At 60.9% G+C, this 19,005-nt stretch carries 14 protein-coding genes and 1 pseudogene; 8 read left to right on the plus strand and 7 right to left on the minus strand.

What is annotated here, in order from left to right; translation table 11 throughout:
• The first annotated feature begins 93 nt into the window (after positions 1-93).
• On the plus strand, positions 94-1,332 hold the full coding sequence (locus tag J0663_RS07995; RefSeq protein WP_207243889.1) for an OpgC family protein: 1,239 nt from the start codon (positions 94-96) through the stop codon (positions 1,330-1,332).
• A 123-nt stretch (positions 1,333-1,455) separates the two neighbouring features.
• On the opposite strand, the gene J0663_RS08000 is transcribed toward J0663_RS07995, so the two are convergent.
• A complete protein-coding gene (locus J0663_RS08000) occupies positions 1,456-1,809 on the minus strand; it encodes a VOC family protein (RefSeq protein WP_207243890.1) in 354 nt (117 codons plus the stop codon).
• Positions 1,810-2,431: 622 nt separating this feature from the next.
• Positions 2,432-4,195, minus strand: coding sequence for a glucan ABC transporter ATP-binding protein/ permease (locus J0663_RS08005; RefSeq protein WP_207243891.1), 1,764 nt, complete (start codon positions 4,193-4,195; stop codon positions 2,432-2,434).
• Positions 4,196-4,585: 390 nt separating this feature from the next.
• Between J0663_RS08005 and J0663_RS08010 the strand changes: the two genes are divergently transcribed.
• The 3 genes from J0663_RS08010 to J0663_RS08020 all read left to right on the plus strand — a co-directional run bounded on the left by J0663_RS08010 (position 4,586) and on the right by J0663_RS08020 (position 9,726).
• Entirely contained in the window at positions 4,586-5,341 is a 756-nt protein-coding gene (locus J0663_RS08010) for a helix-turn-helix transcriptional regulator (RefSeq protein WP_207243892.1), read from the plus strand.
• A gap of 159 nt (positions 5,342-5,500) precedes the next feature.
• Positions 5,501-8,965 (plus strand): pyruvate carboxylase, encoded by a 3,465-nt coding sequence (gene pyc, locus J0663_RS08015; protein ID WP_207243893.1) that lies wholly within the window; start codon positions 5,501-5,503, stop codon positions 8,963-8,965.
• A 188-nt stretch (positions 8,966-9,153) separates the two neighbouring features.
• Positions 9,154-9,726, plus strand: coding sequence for an NADPH-dependent FMN reductase (locus J0663_RS08020; protein ID WP_207243894.1), 573 nt, complete (start codon positions 9,154-9,156; stop codon positions 9,724-9,726).
• 122 nt (positions 9,727-9,848) lie between these two features.
• On the opposite strand, the gene J0663_RS08025 is transcribed toward J0663_RS08020, so the two are convergent.
• The 3 genes from J0663_RS08025 to J0663_RS08035 form a co-directional block, all read right to left on the minus strand.
• Positions 9,849-10,610 carry an amino acid ABC transporter ATP-binding protein gene (locus J0663_RS08025; RefSeq protein ID WP_207243895.1) on the minus strand — a complete coding sequence of 254 codons (762 nt, stop codon included), beginning with the start codon at positions 10,608-10,610 and terminating at the stop codon, positions 9,849-9,851.
• The gene (locus J0663_RS08030) at positions 10,607-11,287 is read right to left on the minus strand and encodes an amino acid ABC transporter permease (protein ID WP_207243896.1); all 681 of its coding nucleotides are present in this window, start codon (positions 11,285-11,287) and stop codon (positions 10,607-10,609) included. Before J0663_RS08030 ends, J0663_RS08025 begins: the two co-directional genes overlap by 4 nt.
• Positions 11,288-11,508: 221 nt before the next feature.
• Positions 11,509-12,282 carry an amino acid ABC transporter substrate-binding protein gene (locus tag J0663_RS08035; RefSeq protein ID WP_207243897.1) on the minus strand — a complete coding sequence of 258 codons (774 nt, stop codon included), beginning with the start codon at positions 12,280-12,282 and terminating at the stop codon, positions 11,509-11,511.
• A 327-nt stretch (positions 12,283-12,609) separates the two neighbouring features.
• Here J0663_RS08035 and J0663_RS08040 point away from each other — a divergent pair, with 327 nt between their 5' ends.
• From J0663_RS08040 to hisC, 4 genes are all read left to right on the plus strand, one after another.
• Positions 12,610-13,386 carry a DeoR/GlpR family DNA-binding transcription regulator gene (locus J0663_RS08040; protein ID WP_207243898.1) on the plus strand — a complete coding sequence of 259 codons (777 nt, stop codon included), beginning with the start codon at positions 12,610-12,612 and terminating at the stop codon, positions 13,384-13,386.
• 62 nt (positions 13,387-13,448) lie between these two features.
• A complete protein-coding gene (locus J0663_RS08045; RefSeq protein WP_207243899.1) occupies positions 13,449-14,642 on the plus strand; it encodes an MFS transporter in 1,194 nt (397 codons plus the stop codon).
• A gap of 201 nt (positions 14,643-14,843) precedes the next feature.
• Complete coding sequence (gene ispG / locus J0663_RS08050) at positions 14,844-16,094, plus strand: flavodoxin-dependent (E)-4-hydroxy-3-methylbut-2-enyl-diphosphate synthase (protein ID WP_207243900.1); 1,251 nt, start codon at positions 14,844-14,846, stop codon at positions 16,092-16,094.
• Positions 16,095-16,110: 16 nt separating this feature from the next.
• Positions 16,111-17,172, plus strand: a complete 1,062-nt coding sequence (hisC, locus tag J0663_RS08055; RefSeq protein ID WP_207243901.1) for a histidinol-phosphate transaminase — start codon at positions 16,111-16,113, stop codon at positions 17,170-17,172.
• 1 nt (position 17,173) lies between these two features.
• Here the strand turns inward: hisC and J0663_RS08060 are convergent.
• Positions 17,174-18,138: pseudogene (locus tag J0663_RS08060) on the minus strand (IS481 family transposase).
• Entirely contained in the window at positions 18,077-18,991 is a 915-nt protein-coding gene (locus tag J0663_RS08065) for a polyprenyl synthetase family protein (RefSeq protein ID WP_207243902.1), read from the minus strand. Before J0663_RS08065 ends, J0663_RS08060 begins: the two are co-directional and overlap by 62 nt.
• Positions 18,992-19,005: the final 14 nt, after the last annotated feature.

The following is a 19,005-nucleotide window of genomic DNA, read 5'->3' on the forward strand; positions in this document are numbered from 1 at the left end:
TCCACGCTGACATCACGGCGATTCGCGAACGGCCAAAAGGGAACCCTTTTGGCCGTCGTCGCGTTTGCAAATCGGACAAACAGGAGACACCTCATGGCAAGCACGCTGACCGAAGCCATCGGCGCCGAGCGCAGTTCCCTATCCGCAGCTGCGCCGGGGCGCGATACACGGCTTGATGTGCTGCGTGGCCTGGCCCTGATCATGATCTTCATCAATCATGTTCCCGGGCAGATCTTCGAATATGCGACGACGAAGAATTTCGGCTTCTCCGATGCCGCGGAGGCCTTCGTGCTGATATCGGGCATTGCCGTCGGCCTTGCTTACGGGACCCGCTTCGAGCCCGGCAACCGGCTCCGAATGGCGATCAAGGCGGCGAAGCGGGCATTCACGCTCTACCTCGCCCATATGATCACGACATTCATGACGCTGGCGCTCTTCATCTGTGGTGCCTGGCTGTTCCACCGGCCGGGACTGCTGGTCGAGATCAATATCCTGGCGGTTTTGATGAACCTGAAGGAGGGCATCCCGGCGCTGCTGCTGCTCGGTCACCAGATCGGCTACAACAACATCCTGCCGATGTACGGCGCCTTGCTGCTCATGGTGCCTATCCTGCTTCTCCTGAACGAGCGAAGCCCGCTGCTGGCGCTCGGCGTTTCCGCAACGGTCTGGCTGCTTGCCGGCATCTATCAGGTGGCGCCGCACAACATGCTGATCGAAGGCTACTGGTTCCTCAATCCGCTCTCCTGGCAGTTCCTGTTTTCGATCGGCGTCGTCTCGATCCTGCATATCAAGCGCGGCGGCACGATCCCGCGCCATCCGCTGCTTCTGGCGGTCGCGGGCGGTTATGTCGTGCTGTCCTTCATCTGGGTGACCGGGCATCTCTGGATTTTCGGCAATTCGCTGGCAGCGTTGGGCCTGCCGACCGTGATCACCGGTTTCGACAAGACCTTCCTGTCGCTGCCGCGCCTGCTGCATGTGCTGGCGCTGACCTATCTCGTCATCAGCATCCCGGCCCTATCGCGCATCCTGCGGCGTCCCGCGGACCACCCGCTGACGATCCTCGGCCGCCACTCGCTGAACATTTTCGTCGCCGGCACGATCCTCGCCATGATCGGCCAGGTCGTGCTCTACATCACCAACAAGGATCCGCTGGTTGGCCCGCTCTTCGTTATCGCCGGCCTTGCCTCGCAATTCGCCTATGCCTATTACCTTGAGCACAAGCGCCAGCAAGGCAAGATCAAGAACAAGCTCGTCACGAAGATTGCCGCCGTCCCGGTGCCCGTACGGGTTGACGGCGCGGCAAATACCTATCGCCGGACCAATCGGAAATAGGGTTCGACTTGCCTGGTTGAAGAGCTGGTTGAGCGGACCGTCCCGAAATCGGTATCGGTTGGACTAAACATGCTGCGGCGTCCCTCGCGCGTCTGAAGACACGTGCGCTGGAACGCCGCCCACTCAATTCTTGTGAACGAGAATGTTTACCAGCCGGTTGAAAGGATCGCGCACGTAGAAGCGCCTGACGCCCCAAGGCTCATCGGCTGGTCCATATTCGATCGGAATGCCGGCAGCCGACATCGCCTCGAGCGCGCCGTCGAGATCGTCCACCTCGATGGAGAGATCGGGCACCGGAGTCCCCGAGCCGCCTTGGCTGGCGACGCTGAGCTGAACCTTCATAGACGTATTCGCGCCAAACGTAGTAATCCAGCCGAGATCCATCATCAGATCGAGCCCGAGAATATCCTGATAAAAGCGTTTGGCGGCCATGATGTCGGTCGCCTGGATATTGGCGACGATGCGCAGGACTTTCATTTCGCTCTCCTGGGTATCGGATAGCAACGAGAGGGTAACGGAGATCGGCGGGTCGATCAATCGACCGGCCCCGCCGGAATGTCGCGCCATCTGAAGACCCTGCCTGCGCGCTGCCGACCACGAGAAGCATAGGACGTGCAGGAGACTGCCTGGGTCAAGGCGGGCGCCGCGGAAGCTTTACCGCAACTCATTCGTCCGTTAGAGCCTTTCCTGATCAGATTGAATCATTCTGTTGGCTCAAACGGAGTCAGATGGTCGACCGGCCGGCGCGAGTCGTAGCCCAGCTCTACGGCCAAGCCCGCCGGTCGATCAGACGGCCCGTTTCAGCCAACCCTCCCGCAGATTTGCCTTGCAAATCTGCAAGACTTTAGAATCGCCGGACGCACTTATCGCTTCGCCGTGGCGAAGCGGTGCGGCCGGTGGGCCGGGCATCTCTAGCTAGGATCAAAGGCGATCGGCACGGACGTACCGAGGGGTATGCCCGTCGCCAATCGCCTTTGCCCTGACGGAAACCTGCTCCGGCAGAATGCTTCAATCTGACCAGGAAAGGCTCTAGCCCAGACAAAACAAAAGGCCGGAAGCGCGTCCACGCTTCCGGCCTTTATCTTGAATTCCGAACCGATCAGGCGGCTTCGGTGGTGTGGGCCTTGCGGACTTCTTCGTCAGTCAGGATGCCGCTGGCGCGCAGCAGAGCGGCAAAGCGGCCATTGCTATGGCTGAGTTCGTCGAAGCCGCCCTGTTCCACGACGCGACCGTCATCCAGGAAGAGCACCATATCGGCCTCGCGAACCGTCGAGAGGCGGTGGGCGATGATGAAGGTGGTGCGGTTCTGACGCAGATTGTCGATCGCGGCCTTGACGCGGGCTTCGGTCTCGACGTCAAGTGCCGAAGTTGCCTCATCGAGCACCAGGATCGGCGCATCCTTTAGGATGGCGCGGGCAATCGCGATGCGCTGACGTTCACCACCGGAGAGCTTGTTGCCGCGCTCGCCGACATGGGTATCGTAACGATCCTCACGCGTCTCGATGAAGTCGGCGGCGGCGGCGGCTTCGGCCGCACGGCGCATGTCCTCCTCGCTCGCGCCTTCGCGGCCGAGGCGGATGTTGTCGCTGATCGAACGGTTCAGCAGGCCAGCATCCTGGAAGACGGTAGCGATATGGCGACGCAGCGACTTCCGGGTCACCTTGGTGATATCGGTGCCGTCGACGAGGATCTGGCCGCCCTGCGGATCGTAGACCCGCTGCAGCAGGTTGACCAGCGTCGTCTTACCGGCCCCGGTCGGGCCGACGATGGCGACCGTCTGGCCTGCCTTCACCGAGAAGGAGACATTGTGCAGGCCCTGCGAGCTGTTGCCGAAGCCGAAGGAGACATCGCGGAATTCGACCGCACCCTTGACGTTCTTGATCTCGCCGTTGCCGGCCGGCTCTTCACGTTCACGCACGGAATCTTCAAGCGTATAGAAGTCCTGGAGCTTGGAACGGGCTTCGAAGATTTGCGTGGCGAATTGACGCATCAGGTCGAGACGGGCAATCAGCAGGTTTGCAAAGCCGATGAAGGCGATGACGTCACCGACGCGCAGCTGGCCGGACTGAACGAGCATCGTACCGATAATCAGGACCACCATCATCGCGATGGTCGAGGCCATACGGTTCAGCGCGCTGGCGATCGCCCACCAGTCGAGCACCGGATACTGCGCTTCGAGCAGCCGGTCGGCGAAGGATTTCAACGCCTTGGTTTCAGCTTCGATGCGGTTGTAGCTATGCAGAACGAAAACGTTGCTGATCGAGTCGCTGACATGTGAGAAGACGGTATGGTAATGATTTTCGACCGAGGCCTGGCCATCCTTGGTGCGGCTCATGACCACGCGGCCAATCAGCCAATAGGCAATGCCCAGCACGATGAGCACGGCGGAAAGACGCAAGTCCATCGATATTGCGGTCGGCACCAGCAGGGCAAGCGCGATGACCGTTGACAGATGGTTGCGCATGAATTCCAGCCAGAGGCCGAACAGCGTCTCGCAGGCGCGCAGCAGCGTATGCAGCGCGTTGGAGGTGCCGCGCTGATGATGCCAGGCAAGCGGCATGGAAATGATGCGGCCGAAGGCTTCCGTCAGCAGCGTTGCCCGCCGGCCATGGGCAAGCCGGTCGGCCTCCCTGGAGACCAGAACGAAGGCGATGGTGTTGAACACTGCGAAGGCCGCCCACATGAAAAGAATGGGCTTGACTTCACCCTTGCCCGAGATCGCATCGATAATGCGACCGAACAGGATCGGTTCCGCAATGGTGATGGTCGCCAGAACAATGTTGGCGATAACGACCAGGGATACGCGGAGCTTGTAAGCGCCAAGATAGCGCAGAGCTCTTGCATAGACCTTGAATAGCGACACGTCTAACCTCTTGTGCATCTGCGAAAACGGGATGAGGCGCGATGCTACAAAAGACTACCTGAACCGGCGATTAACGAAGAATCCGGGCTTCGGCCGAGGGACAAATAACCTGATTTCACCATCGCAGAAATGCAACGAATTCGAAACCGCATCAATAGGATAGGACAGGGGGATCATTCGCGGGCCAGTCAGATTTTTTTGGCATCTGGGTCTGGTGCCGAAATGGCTGTCCGATTATATCTCACGACAATTTCCGCTTGCATTTTAATAAATGTTTAGCGCAGCATTACATTAGAGACTGCATTTATTGAAGAAGACCGTTTCGCGACCAATCTGAAAAGCCGCCAACGGCCTCGACGCGGGCACCAGGTCCGGACAAGGGGCGTTTTTGTGAATATTAGTTCGTTAATTCAATTGCTTGTAATTTTGGAAGAATGCTCAAATCCGGATGCCGTCGTCACTGAGCTCGAACGGGGCCTCCACAGTTCCGGTTTCGAATATTACGGTTTGCTGCGTCATTTGCAGCAAAGCCCGGCTCAGCAGACCATGGAACTGCGTGCTGCGCCGCTTGCCGGCCGCTGGCCGGAACAATGGCTTCAGATATATGCCGCCAAGAAATATGTCCGGATCGATCCGAGGGTGCGTTATCTCGCCCATGCGCAACGGCCTTTCCGTTGGCGGGAGAGCATGGCGGCGTTCCACGGCGACGCGCATCGGCGTCGCATGGAACAGATGATGGTCGATGCCTTCGGCCATGGATTGGAGGACGGCTATCTCTTTCCGATCCATGGGCGCAACGGCATTCTGGGTAGCCTCAGCCTCGGCGGCAAGCCGATCGAATTGTCGCCGGTGGAAATTGCGCTGTTCGAGGCCGTGGCACGCAAGGCCTTCTGGCGATTGCTCGACTTGACGGGCAAGGCCGAGACGCTGGAAACGATGCTGCCGACCGAGACGCCGCTGACGCGGCGCGAGATGGAAATCCTGCATTATCTCGCCGAAGGCATGACGTCGATGGAGATCAGCAGGATGCTGAAGATCTCAAACCACACCGTCGACTGGTACATGAATAGTCTGCAGGCCAAGCTGAAGGCGAAGAACAGGCAGCAGGCGGTGGCGCTTGCCTTCCGTCACGGCCTGATAAGCTGAGAAACGTCACCGGAAAACGTGCTCCGATGCGGCGTTCCTTGGAATGGCGAGAAATTGCGTTTCGCAGTCGCAAGAGAAATTGAACTTCATCTGACAAGAAGTTAAGAATTTTCTTCGCGGGTGCAGCATGCCCGCGCCTGAACGTCGGAGGAGACCGTTTTGCCCATTTCCAAGATACTCGTTGCCAATCGCTCCGAAATCGCCATTCGCGTGTTCCGCGCTGCCAACGAGCTTGGAATAAAAACGGTGGCGATCTGGGCTGAGGAGGACAAGCTGGCGCTGCACCGCTTCAAGGCGGACGAGAGCTATCAGGTCGGACGGGGCCCGCATCTTGCGCGCGATCTCGGGCCGATCGAAAGCTATCTGTCGATCGATGAGGTGATCCGCGTCGCCAAGCTCTCCGGCGCCGATGCCATCCATCCGGGTTACGGCCTGCTGTCGGAAAGCCCTGAATTCGTCGATGCCTGCAACAAGGCCGGCATCATCTTCATCGGCCCGAAGGCCGATACGATGCGCCAGCTCGGCAACAAGGTGGCGGCGCGCAATTTGGCGATTTCGGTCGGCGTGCCGGTCGTGCCGGCCACGGAGCCGCTGCCTGATGACATGACGGAAGTCGCCAGGATGGCGGCCGAGATCGGCTATCCCGTCATGCTGAAAGCCTCCTGGGGCGGCGGCGGACGCGGCATGCGCGTCATCCGCGCCGAGGCAGACCTTGCCCGCGAGGTGACCGAGGCCAAGCGCGAGGCGATGGCCGCCTTCGGCAAGGACGAAGTCTATCTGGAAAAGCTCGTCGAGCGCGCCCGCCATGTCGAAAGCCAGATCCTCGGCGATACCCACGGCAATGTCGTACATCTCTTCGAGCGCGACTGCTCGATCCAGCGCCGCAACCAGAAGGTCGTCGAGCGCGCGCCCGCACCCTATCTTTCGGAAGCGCAGCGCCAGGAGCTTGCCGCCTATTCGCTGAAGATCGCGGCGGCGACCAATTATATCGGTGCCGGCACTGTCGAATATCTGATGGATGCCGACACCGGCAAATTCTACTTCATCGAGGTCAATCCGCGCATTCAGGTCGAGCATACGGTGACCGAAGTTGTCACCGGCATCGATATCGTCAAGGCGCAGATCCATATCCTCGACGGTTTCGCGATCGGCAGCCCAGAATCGGGCGTGCCCGTGCAGAAGGATATCCGCCTCAACGGCCATGCGCTGCAGTGCCGCATCACCACGGAAGATCCTGAACACAACTTCATTCCGGATTACGGTCGCATCACCGCCTATCGCTCCGCGTCCGGCTTCGGCATCCGGCTTGACGGCGGCACCTCCTATTCCGGCGCCATCATCACCCGCTATTACGATCCGCTGCTCGTCAAGGTGACGGCCTGGGCGCCGAACCCGTCGGAAGCGATTTCCCGCATGGACCGGGCGCTGCGTGAGTTCCGTATTCGTGGTGTGGCTACCAACCTGACCTTCCTCGAGGCGATCATCGGTCATCCCAAATTCCGGGACAACAGCTACACGACCCGCTTCATCGACACGACGCCGGAGCTCTTCCAGCAGGTCAAGCGTCAGGACCGCGCGACGAAGCTCTTGACCTACCTCGCCGATGTCACGGTCAACGGCCATCCCGAAGCCAAGGACCGGCCCAAGCCCTTGGAAAACGCCGCCAAACCGGTGGTGCCCTATGCCAATGGCAACGGGGTGAAGGACGGCACGAAACAGCTGCTCGACACGCTCGGCCCGAAGAAGTTCGGTGAATGGATGCGCAATGAGAAGCGCGTGCTTCTGACCGATACGACGATGCGCGACGGCCACCAGTCGCTGCTTGCCACCCGCATGCGCACCTATGACATCGCCCGCATCGCCGGCACCTACGCGCATGCGCTGCCGAACCTGCTTTCGCTCGAATGCTGGGGCGGCGCCACCTTCGACGTCTCCATGCGCTTCCTCACCGAAGATCCGTGGGAGCGGCTGGCGCTGGTCCGCGAGGGCGCGCCGAACCTTCTCCTGCAGATGCTGCTGCGCGGCGCCAATGGTGTGGGCTACACCAATTATCCCGACAATGTGGTGAAATACTTCGTCCGCCAGGCGGCCAAGGGTGGCATCGATCTCTTCCGCGTTTTCGACTGCCTGAACTGGGTCGAGAACATGCGCGTCTCGATGGATGCGATCGCCGAGGAAAACAAGCTTTGTGAGGCGGCGATCTGCTATACCGGCGATATCCTGAACTCGGCCCGCCCCAAGTACGACCTGAAATATTATACCGACCTTGCAGTCGAGCTCGAAAAGGCGGGCGCCCATATCATCGCGGTCAAGGACATGGCGGGCCTCTTGAAGCCTGCGGCGGCAAAGGTTCTGTTCAAGGCGCTGCGCGAGGCGACCGGCCTGCCGATTCACTTCCACACGCATGACACGTCGGGCATTTCGGCTGCCACCGTTCTTGCCGCGGTCGAGGCCGGCGTCGATGCCGTCGATGCGGCGATGGATGCTTTGTCTGGCAATACCTCGCAGCCGTGTCTCGGCTCGATCGTCGAGGCGCTCTCCGGTTCCGAGCGCGATCCGGGCCTCGATCCGGAATGGATCCGCCGCATCTCCTTCTATTGGGAAGCGGTGCGCAATCAGTATGCCGCCTTCGAAAGCGATCTGAAGGGACCGGCATCGGAGGTCTATCTTCATGAAATGCCGGGCGGCCAGTTCACCAATCTCAAGGAGCAGGCCCGTTCGCTTGGGCTGGAGACCCGCTGGCACCAGGTGGCGCAGGCCTATGCCGACGCCAACCAGATGTTCGGCGATATCGTCAAGGTGACGCCGTCCTCCAAGGTCGTCGGCGACATGGCGCTGATGATGGTGAGCCAGGATCTCACGGTCGCCGACGTCGTCAGTCCGGACCGCGAAGTCTCCTTCCCGGAATCGGTGGTCTCGATGCTGAAGGGCGATCTCGGCCAGCCGCTGGCCGGTTGGCCGGAAGCCCTGCAGAAGAAGGCGCTGAAGGGCGACAAGGCCTATACGGTGCGTCCCGGCTCGCTGCTGAAGGAGGCCGACCTCGATGCCGAGCGCAAAGTCATCGAGACGAAGCTGGAGCGCGAGGTCAGCGACTTCGAATTTGCCTCCTATCTGATGTACCCGAAAGTCTTCACCGACTTTGCGCTCGCCTCCGATACCTACGGCCCCGTCTCGGTGCTGCCGACGCCGGCCTATTTCTACGGGCTGGCGGACGGCGAGGAACTGTTCGCCGATATCGAGAAGGGCAAGACGCTCGTCATCGTCAACCAGGCGATGAGCGCCACCGACAGCCAGGGCATGGTCACCGTCTTCTTCGAGCTCAACGGCCAGCCCCGCCGCATCAAGGTGCCGGACCGCGCCCATGGAGCGACCGGGGCCGCCGTGCGCCGCAAGGCCGAGCCGGGCAATGCCGCCCATGTCGGTGCACCGATGCCCGGCGTCATCAGCCGTGTGTTCGCCTCGTCCGGCCAGACCGTCAGTGCCGGTGATGTGCTCGTCTCGATCGAGGCGATGAAGATGGAAACCGCGATCCATGCGGAAAAAGACGGCACCATTGCCGAAGTGCTGGTCAAAGCCGGCGACCAGATCGATGCGAAGGACCTGCTGGTGGTTTACGGCGGATGAGCGACCGCACGAAAGGTTTCGTCCGCCCGCCCTTACTCGGTCGGGCTAATCACCTGATTGTGTAGAGCTAGGCTGTGAAAAGGCCGCGTTTTTCGAAAAGCTAGCGGCCTCCTCGCCTTGCCCGGCGGGGAGGCTTTTTCGTAGACTTGCGTGCCTGCCCCTCCCAAGATCAATCAGGAAACGATTTCATGAGCAAATTGAAGATCGCCGTCATTGTCGGCAGCACTCGTATTGGCCGTTTCGCGGAACATCCGGCAAAATGGATTGCCGCGCTCGCCGGCCAACGCTCCGATCTCGAAGTCGAGGTTCTCGATCTTCTCGACTATCCCATGCATTTCTTTGGCGAAGAGCGCGCCACCGCGGCGGAAAGCGACACTGCCGAGCGCTGGAAGAAGAAGCTGCGCGAATTTGACGGCTACATCTTCACCGTCGCCGAGTACAATCATGCGCCGACGGCGGTTCTGAAGAACGCGATCGATCTCGGCGAGTTCATCCACAAGCCGGTCGCCTTCGTCGGCTACGGCGGCGTCGGAGGCGCGCGCGCCGTCGAGCATCTGAGGCTGATCTTCGTGGAAATGGGCGCTGCCTCGGTGAAAACGGGCGTGCACATCGCTTTCAGCGAATATCTGAGCGTGCTCAAAGAAGGCAAGAGCCTTGGCGATTACCCGCACCTCAACGAGGCGGCGAAGAACCAGCTCGATCAGCTCACCTGGTGGGGCGATGCGTTGAAGGCAGCGCGCTCGGTCGTCACCTCGGCCTGAGGACAGGTCGCGCGTCGCGATCTTTCAGATTCGCTTATCGCGCTTCAACTTCTTGTTTTTATGCATTGGGCGACATGCCTTAGCAAAGCGTCTCACGTGAATCACGATTCACGTGAGACAGGTCAGATATCGTAAGTATGGGCGGCATTGATCGTCGAGATGAAACGCTTGGTGCGTTCGCGCTCGGGCGCGGTAAAGATTGTTCTGGCACTGCCTGTTTCCACCACACTGCCGGCTTCCAGGAAGACGACGTCATTGGCGATCTTCGAGGCGAGACGCAGGTCATGGGTCGCCATGACCATCGTCGTGCCTTCGCGGGCTAGCTGGCCGAGCACATCGACCACTTCTGCCGAGAGTTCCGGATCGAGCGCAGACGTGGGCTCGTCGCAGAGAAGCACGCGTGGTGAAGGCGCCAGCGCACGGGCGATCGCCACACGTTGCTGCTGGCCTCCCGAGAGCGTCGCGGGCCAGGCATCGGTCTTGTGCGCCATGCCGACCTTGGTCAAAAGTTCCGTGGCGCGCTCGCGCGCCCTTTCCCTCGGCCACTTCAAGACCGTTACCAGACCTTCCATCACATTTTCGATCGCGGTCTGATGCGGGAAAAGCTGGAAATTTTGGAAGACCATGCCGGTCTGGCGCCGGATCTTCTGAATCGCTTGCCAGCTCGTTCTTTTGCCCGGCACGAAAGAGAGCGTCTCCTCTCCCAGGCGGATCGCGCCCGATGTCGGGATTTCGAGCAGGTTGATGCAGCGCAGCAGCGTGCTTTTGCCGCCGCCCGACGGCCCGACCAGCGCAGTGACGCTGCCTTCGGGGATGCGGACGCTGATATCCTTCAGAACGACGGCGTCGCCGAAACGCTTTTCGATGTTGGAAAGCTCGATCATGCATTTGCCTCCAGCATGCCGCCGTAACGCGCGAAGCGGCGCTCCAACCGCACTTGAAGTTGCGAGAGGACGGAACTCAGCACGAGATAGATCAGCGCCGCCTCGATATAGAGGATCAACGGTTCATACGTGGTGGCGACGATACGCTGGGCTACCTGGAAGAGCTCCGGCACGGTGATGGCGGCCGCGAGCGAGGTATCCTTGACCAGCGAGATGAAGGTATTCGACAGCGGCGGCACGGCGACGCGGGCGGCCTGCGGCAGGATGGTGCGGCTCATCGCCTGACGCCAGCTCATGCCGATCGAATAGGCCGCTTCCCATTGGCCCTTCGGCACGGAGGAAATGACGGCGCGGATGATTTCGGAGCTGTAGGCGCCGATATTCAAGGTAAAGCCGATCAGCGCGGCCGGAAAGGCATCGAGCAGAATGCCGACGCTCGGCAGGCCGTAAAAGATCACGAAGAGCTGGACGAGCAGCGGCGTGCCGCGAATGACCCAGACATAGAATCGGGCGATCATCGCGACCGGCGACGGGCCAAAAAGGCGGGCGATCGCGGTGATCAGCCCAAGGATCAGGCCGAAGATGAAGGACAGAAGGGTCAGTGGAATGGTGAAGATCAGCCCTGCCCACAGGAGCGAAGGCAGCGATTCCGCCATCAGTTGGAGCCAGTGCTGCAAGCGATATTCCCTCTCGTCGGTTGGTACGTTGAAGTGGCATACCCCTCCCCAACCCCTCCCCACAAGGGGAGGGGCCTAGCGGAGGTCCCGGCGCACCCAATAGCGACCGTACTGTCGGCTGAGAGGCTGTTTTGAGATGAGACAGTGCGGCATCGAAGCCCCTCTCCCCTGTGGGCCCTTGTGGGGATGGGTTGGGGAAGGGACTTTTTCCTGAACGATGTTTACTTGGAAACGTCCTGGCCGAAATATTTGTCGGCGATCTTCTTGTAAGTGCCGTCGGCCTTGATGTCGGCAAGCGCCTTGTTGATTTCGGCGAGTAGCTCAGGCTCGTTCTTGCGGATGATGATGCCGGAATAATCGGCATTCTCCTGCTCGGCGGCGATCTTCACCGGCGCGTCCGGCTTATGCTTCTTGAAATCGAGGAAGGAGAGGCTGTCATTGATCGTCGCATCGGCGCGCTTGGTGAGCACCAGCTGAATCGACTGGTCGAAACCGTCGGTGCCGACGAGCTCAGCGCCGGCTTCGGTTGCGATCTTGCCGAAGTTGCTGGTCAGTGACTGGGCGGATTTCTTGCCCTTGAGGTCGGCGAAGGTCTTGATGCTGTCGTCGCCCTCGCGGACGATCAGCACTGCCTTGGAAGCGATATAGGGTTCGGAGAAATCGTATTTCTGCTTGCGCGCCTCGGTGATGCCGACCTGGTTGATGACGGTGTCGTAGCGCTTGGCATCAAGGCCGGCGATCAGGCCATCCCATTTGCCTTCGACGAATTCGGCCTTGACGCCGAGCTTGGCAGCGATCGCCTCGCCGATCTCGACGTCGAAGCCGACGAGCTTGCCGCTTTCGTCGTGATAGGTGAAGGGCGCATAGGTTCCCTCCGTTCCGATCTTGAAGACGCCGGCCGACTTGATGGCGGCGAGATTTTCGCCGGCATGGGCGGGCAGAAGGACTGCAGCCTGAATAAGGGCAGCGGTGGCGACAGTTTTCAACCAGTTCATAGTTCTATCCATCCTTGGGAGATTGTGATCGGGTGAGCGATACTTTGCAGAAAACTAGGGCGCCGGAAGCGTAGAAAACTGCGAATAAAAGCAGCAACTGCAAATATTTTTCTCCGGCGGTCGTCCTTAGGCATGAATTCCATGGAATGGCGGATGGCGTGGGCAGTGCGCGGCCGCTTGCTCCATCTCCAGACCTATGGGCTGGGAGTTCTCTCCGTTGCTACTTTGTATCATCACGTCAGGAAACGTGTAGAGATGCATGTTGCATGCCTGATCATAAGTGTTTATGCACGTTTGTGCCACTACAGCCACCGATCCGGTAGGAACATGCAGGATTTTCTATTGCGAGAGCGTCAAAGCGTCATTTCCGAGCGGCTGCGGCTGAATGGCCGCGTCCTGGCGTCGGAACTTGCGACGGAATTCGGCGTCTCCGAGGACACGGTGCGGCGCGACCTACGCGAAATGGCGGCGGCAGGGCTCTGCGAGCGGGTCTATGGTGGCGCGTTGCCGGTTTCGCCGGCGCATGGAAGCCTGACGCAGCGCATGGGATTGGCCGCTGATCGCAAGCAGGCCTTAGCACGGGCCGCGGCAAAGCAGATCACTGCCGGTTCGTGCGTGTTTTTCGATGCCGGCAGCACCAATCTGGCGATCGCCAATGCCTTGCCCGCCGAACTCGAGCTGACGGCCGCGACGAACGCGCCGGTGATTGCCGCAGCGCTCATCGACAAGCCTGCCGTCAACGTCATCCTGATCGGCGGCATGGTCGACCGACAGACGGGCGGCGCGCTCGGCGCCAAAGCCTTGCGGGATATGGAGCAGATTTCGCCCGATCTCTGCATTCTCGGCGCCTGCGGCATCGATCTGGAGGCCGGCATTACCGTGTTCGGCTTCGAGGATGCGGAGTTCAAGCGGTTTGCGGCATCGAGAAGCAAGAAGGTACTGGCGGCGGTAACCTCGGAGAAATTCAGCACCGCCGCGCCCCACAGCATTCTGCCGGTTGCGCATTGCGAGTGCCTTGTTGTCGAGCACGATGCCGATCCGGCTCTGCTCGCGGCTTACCGCGAGCGTGGGTGCCGAACTGTCATCGCCGAAAAAACGAACTGAGCCGCCGTTACAGAGTTTAGAAAACGGGCGCTCCCAAGCCCGACAACGAGGAAAGACTGAAAATGGACAGTCATGTGAATGCGCCTCCAGGGGTGCGCAGCGGTTTCATCACCAGAACCAGGACGGCGGTTTCCCTGCTCTTTCTCATGAACGGCTTTGTCGTCGGCTGCTGGGCGCCCAAGATTCCGGATTTCGCCGAGCGTCTCGGGCTGACCAAATTCCAGCTTGGGCTGATGATCCTCGTTTTCGGCGTCGGCTCCCTGGTCATGATGCCGATCGCCGGCGCACAGATCGCCAGACATGGCTCGCGTGTCGTCGTGCGGGCAACGGCGGTCTGCGTGCTGCCGCTGCTTCTGGCATTGACGCTCGCGCCGAATGTGATCACCGGAGCAATCGCGCTTTTCCTGTTCGGCGGTTTTATTGGTGCGATGGATGTGGCGATGAACGCCAATGCGGTGTCTGTCGAAAAATCGATGCGCCGCGCCATCATGTCGTCCTGCCATGCTTTCTGGAGCCTTGGCGGTCTGATCGGCTCGGGTCTCGGCGGCGTCGTGATCGCCAAGCTTGGCATTCTCGGCCATGCACAGCTGGCGACGGTGCTCGCGGCAATCTTTCTCGCCATCGCCTGGCCGATGATGCTTGCCGATCCGCCGCATCCCGACGCCAAGAAGGAAAAAACGAAGCTGCCAATGGTGCCGCTGCCGTGGCTGCTCGGACTGATGGCGCTGTTCTCGATGGTGCCGGAAGGCGCGGTTCTGGATTGGGGCGCGCTCTATCTCCGGCAGGAAATGGATGCGTCGATCGCGCTTTCCGGTCTCGGTTTCGCAGCCTTTTCGGCGACCATGGCAATCATGCGCTTCGCCGGCGATCTGGTGCGCGACCGCCTCGGCGGCGTCAAGACGCTGCGCATCTGCACGCTGTTTGCCATCGCCGGCATGCTGCTGGCGAGCCTTGCGCCGGATGCCGAAATTGCCATCCTCGGCTTTGCCCTTTGCGGCATCGGCATTTCCAACATGGTGCCGATCGCCTTCTCGGCAGCGGGCAATATTCCCGGCCTCAAGCCCGGCATCGGCATTTCGGTCGTCACGACCATGGGTTATTCCGGCATGCTGGTCGCACCGTCCGTGATCGGCTTCGTCGCCGAGCATAGCGGCTTTGCCGTCGTCTTCATGGCCCTGCCGGTGCTGCTGCTGTTCGTTCTGATGTTTTCCAAGCTGGCCCATTATGCCGACGGGGTCTCCGGAGGCGGCCACTGAGCCACCTCCAAACAAAAGTGATACAGGGGGCGGTTGACAAGAAAGCGGTCATGATCCACCTGAAAGGCTCTGTTTCTAAAGCGCGAGGCAATTTTTCAGATTTGCTCCCCGCGCTTTCGATCCTTTATTTTTGCGCATGTCGTTATCGCAAACCGCTTCGCATTTTTTGCGCGACATGCTTTAGGGGTGCAAGAACTCTTCATGTTGTCAGCCGCCGATTTTGATCCGAAACCGCGCCGCGCTTCTGTCGCCGTCGATGTCGGCGGCGTCATCGTCGGCGGCGGCGCGCCGATCGTCGTGCAATCCATGACGAATACGGATACGGCCGATATCGATTCGACCGTCGCGCAGGTTGCGGCCCTCCACAGGGCGGGTTCAGAGCTGGTGCGCATCACCGTCGACCGCGACGAGAGCGCGGCGGCCGTGCCGAAGATCCGTGAGCGGCTGCTGCGGCTTGGCATGGACGTGCCGCTGATCGGCGACTTCCACTATATCGGTCACAAGCTGCTGGCCGATCATCCCGCCTGCGCCGAGGCGCTGGCGAAATACCGCATCAATCCCGGCAATGTCGGCTTCAAGGACAAGAAGGACAAGCAGTTCGCCGAGATCATCGAGATGGCGATCCGCTACGACAAACCGGTGCGCATCGGCGTCAACTGGGGCTCGCTCGATCAGGATCTCTTGACGGCGCTGATGGACCAGAATGCTGAAGCCGGCTCGCCGCTTTCGGCTCGCCAGGTGACTCGCGAGGCGATCGTGCAGTCAGCGCTGCTTTCGGCCGCCCTCGCCGAGGAAATCGGGCTGCCGCGCAACCGCATCATCCTGTCGGCGAAAGTCAGCCAGGTGCAGGACCTGATCGCTGTCAATTCCATGCTCGCCGAGCGCTCCAATCATGCGCTGCATCTCGGCCTGACGGAAGCCGGCATGGGAACCAAGGGTGTCGTCGCCTCGTCGGCCGCGATGGGCTTCGTGCTGCAGCACGGCATCGGCGATACGATCCGCGTCTCGCTGACGCCGGAGCCGAACGGCGACCGCACACGCGAAGTCCAGGTGGCGCAGGAAATCCTGCAGGTCATGGGCTTCCGCCAGTTCGTTCCTGTCGTTGCCGCCTGTCCCGGCTGCGGGCGCACGACCTCGACGGTGTTCCAGGAGCTTGCCCAGAACATCCAGGCCGATATTCGCAAGAACATGCCGGTCTGGCGCGAGAAGTATCCCGGCGTCGAGGCTCTGAACGTCGCCGTCATGGGTTGCATCGTCAACGGACCGGGCGAAAGCAAACATGCAGATATCGGCATTTCGCTTCCCGGCACCGGCGAGACACCGGCCGCGCCGGTTTTCATCGACGGCAAGAAGGCGCTGACGCTGCGCGGTCCCAACATCGCCTCCGATTTCGAAGCGCTTGTCGTCGACTATATCGAAAAGCGTTTCGGCCGCCGCACGGCCGCAGAATGAACGCCCGCGAGTTTCGATGAGCCGGTACTGGTCCGATATCGTCAGCAAGCTTCGGCCTTATGTCGCAGGCGAGCAGCCGCGCATCCCCGGGCTGGTCAAGCTCAATACCAATGAGAATCCATATGGACCGTCTCCAAAGGCGCTGGAGGCGATCGGGCAAGCGGCGGATGAGCGTTTGCGGCTCTATCCCGATCCCGCCGCAACCGAGTTGCGCGAGGCAATTGCCGCCCGTTTCGGCCTGACGGCGGAAGAAGTGTTCATCGGCAACGGCTCTGACGAGGTTCTCGCCCATACGTTCCAGGCGCTATTGAAACACGACCTGCCGCTTCTCTATCCCGATGTGACCTACAGCTTCTATCCGACCTATTGCCTGCTATATGGCATTGAGGCGATCGAGATACCGGTCGATGAGCAGTTCCGGATCAAGCTCTCGGATTATGACAGGTCGTGCGGCGCGATCATCATTCCCAATCCGAATGCGCCGACCGGCATCGGCCTGCCGCTGGCCGAAGTAGAGGCGCTTCTTGCCGCTCATCCGGATGCGGTCGTCGTGATAGACGAGGCCTATGTCGATTTCGGAGGTGAAAGCGCCGTGCCGCTCATCTCCAAATATCCCAACCTGCTTGTTGTCCAGACCTTGTCGAAGTCCCGTTCGTTTGCGGGTCTGCGCGTCGGCTTTGCGCTAGGACAGCGGGATCTGATCGAGGCGCTGGCGCGCGTCAAGGACAGCTTCAATTCCTATCCGCTCGATCGCCTGGCGCAGGTCGCCGCGACAGCGGCAATCAAAGACGAGGCCTGGTTCGAGACAAGCCGGCGGAAAGTCATCGCCAGCCGGAAAAGCCTCGTCGGGGAGCTTGACGCTTTGGATTTCGAGATCCTGCCATCTCAGGCGAATTTCGTTTTCGCGCGTCACAAAAGCCGGTCGGGCGCTGAGCTTTTGGCCGCGCTTCGGGAGCGGGCCGTTCTCGTCCGGCTTTTCGCCAAGCCACGCATTGCGGATTTCCTGCGCATCAGCATCGGCACGGATGAGGAATGCGCGCGGCTCGTTTCCGCTCTCAAGGAAATACTGGCGGCCTGATCTAGATGTGGAGCCTCAACAGGTTGTCCTGGGTAAGAGCGAGCCTAGTGATTGGTGGTTTTGAGTTTAGACTTCCGTGAGGCCTGTGCCAATTGTAGCGATGAAGCCATCCTGGCAGTTCGGCGGCGCGCATGTCCGAGTTGGGATAGGCGACGGCGTAGGCCCACTCTCTGAGGGCGGTCTGGATAAGCGTTCGGCCTTTCCGTTGGTTTTAGGCGTGTATGGTCTGGTGCGGACGTGCTTGAGGCCGTTGTCGCGGCAAGCTTGAACGAATGGCTTTGATGTGTAGCAGGGACCATTGTCGGTCATGACGCGCTCGACCGCGATCCCGAGGCTGGCATAATAGGCCAATGCCGCCTTCAAGAAGGCCACGGCGCTTTCTTTCGTCTCGTCCGGCAATATCTGTGAGAAAGCGATGCGAGAGGCATCGTCGATGGCCACATGAACGCATTCCCAACCGGCGCCCCAACTCTTGCCTCTGCGCGAACTCTGCCGAGTACGATCGCCGGTGATGCGGTGGCCGACCTCAACCGGCCGAGCTTCTTGATGTCGATATGAATCATCTCGCCGGGAGCCTGGCGTTCATAACGACGCACAGGCTCGGCCGGCTCGATATCCTTGAGGCGGGAGAGGCCTGCGCGCTTGAGAACCCGGCTCACCGTCGCTGCAGATACACCGGTTTCGATCGCGATGTGCTTGCCAGTCAGGCGCTGGCGGCGAAGCGTGATGATGCGCTCCGCCAGCGCCTGACTGGTCTGCCGGGGCATGGCATGAGGCCGGGAGGAACGATCGAGCATCGCCTCTCGACCACCGGCCTTGAAACGCTCGACCGGGCCGGCCGGTCGACCATCCGACTCCGTTTGAGCCAACAGAATGATTCAATCTGATCAGGAAAGGCTCCAGCTCAGCTCTTCCGGTCGGCGATGAAATGCGCCGCGGCGGTGAGAATCGAAGCGCGGGCGCCATAAGGGGCGAGCAGCGCTTCGGCGTCTTCGACGTGCCGGCGCAGCTCGGTCTCGGCCCATTCCATGCCGTGCAGCGCCACGAGCGTTCCCTTGCCGCGGGCCGCATCCTTGCCGGTCGCCTTGCCCATGGTCTCAGCATCCGAAGTCAGGTCGAGAATGTCGTCGGCGAGCTGGAAGGCAAGGCCGATCTTTTCGCCGAAGGCGCGGAGGCGGCGGCGATCGTCCGAAGCGCTACCCGCGATGATGGCGCCGGCTTCGCAGGCGAAGCGGATCAGCGCGCCTGTTTTCATCGCCTGCAGACGGATGATGCCGGCCTCGTCTGGCGCTTGTTTTTCCGCCGCGAGGTCGAGCGCCTGGCCGCCAGCCATACCGCCGAGACCGGCGGCCCGGGCGAGGGCCAGCACCAGCGAGGCCTTGGCCGTATCGGGAAGGGTGGTTTCCGGCGCTGCGATGACGTCGAAGGCATAGGTCAGCAGGCTGTCGCCGGCAAGGATCGCTGTGGCTTCGTCGAACTTGATGTGGACCGTCGGCTTGCCGCGGCGCAGGTCGTCATCGTCCATGGCCGGCAGATCGTCATGCACGAGGGAATAGCAGTGAACACATTCGAGCGCGGCGCCGACACGAAGCGCGGCCTGCTCATCGCCGCCGAGAAGGGCCGCACTTTCGGCGACCAGGAACGGACGCAGCCGCTTGCCGCCGTTCAGAACGGCATAGTGCATGGCGCTGCGCAGCGTACCCGGCCTGGCGATTTCATCGGAAAGAGGGCTCGGTGAAAGCAATGCGTCGAGCAGCGCCTCGATTTCGCGGGCGTTGTTGCTAAGCCTCGTCTCGAAAGTGTCCCGGTTCGCGTCCATGGGCGCTGTTTGGC

Source organism: Rhizobium lentis (genome assembly GCF_017352135.1).
GTDB classification, from domain to species: Bacteria; Pseudomonadota; Alphaproteobacteria; order Rhizobiales; family Rhizobiaceae; genus Rhizobium; species Rhizobium lentis.

Coding starts and splice junctions, on each gene's coding strand:
- J0663_RS08025 (WP_207243895.1), bottom strand. CDS start 10,610: ATGATCGAGCTTTCCAACATCGAAAAGCGTTTCGGCGACGCCGTCGTT.
- J0663_RS07995 (WP_207243889.1), top strand. CDS start 94: ATGGCAAGCACGCTGACCGAAGCCATCGGCGCCGAGCGCAGTTCCCTA.
- J0663_RS08045 (WP_207243899.1), top strand. CDS start 13,449: ATGGACAGTCATGTGAATGCGCCTCCAGGGGTGCGCAGCGGTTTCATC.
- J0663_RS08020 (WP_207243894.1), top strand. CDS start 9,154: ATGAGCAAATTGAAGATCGCCGTCATTGTCGGCAGCACTCGTATTGGC.
- hisC (WP_207243901.1), top strand. CDS start 16,111: ATGAGCCGGTACTGGTCCGATATCGTCAGCAAGCTTCGGCCTTATGTC.
- J0663_RS08000 (WP_207243890.1), bottom strand. CDS start 1,809: ATGAAAGTCCTGCGCATCGTCGCCAATATCCAGGCGACCGACATCATG.
- J0663_RS08035 (WP_207243897.1), bottom strand. CDS start 12,282: ATGAACTGGTTGAAAACTGTCGCCACCGCTGCCCTTATTCAGGCTGCA.
- ispG (WP_207243900.1), top strand. CDS start 14,844: ATGTTGTCAGCCGCCGATTTTGATCCGAAACCGCGCCGCGCTTCTGTC.
- J0663_RS08065 (WP_207243902.1), bottom strand. CDS start 18,991: ATGGACGCGAACCGGGACACTTTCGAGACGAGGCTTAGCAACAACGCC.
- J0663_RS08040 (WP_207243898.1), top strand. CDS start 12,610: ATGCAGGATTTTCTATTGCGAGAGCGTCAAAGCGTCATTTCCGAGCGG.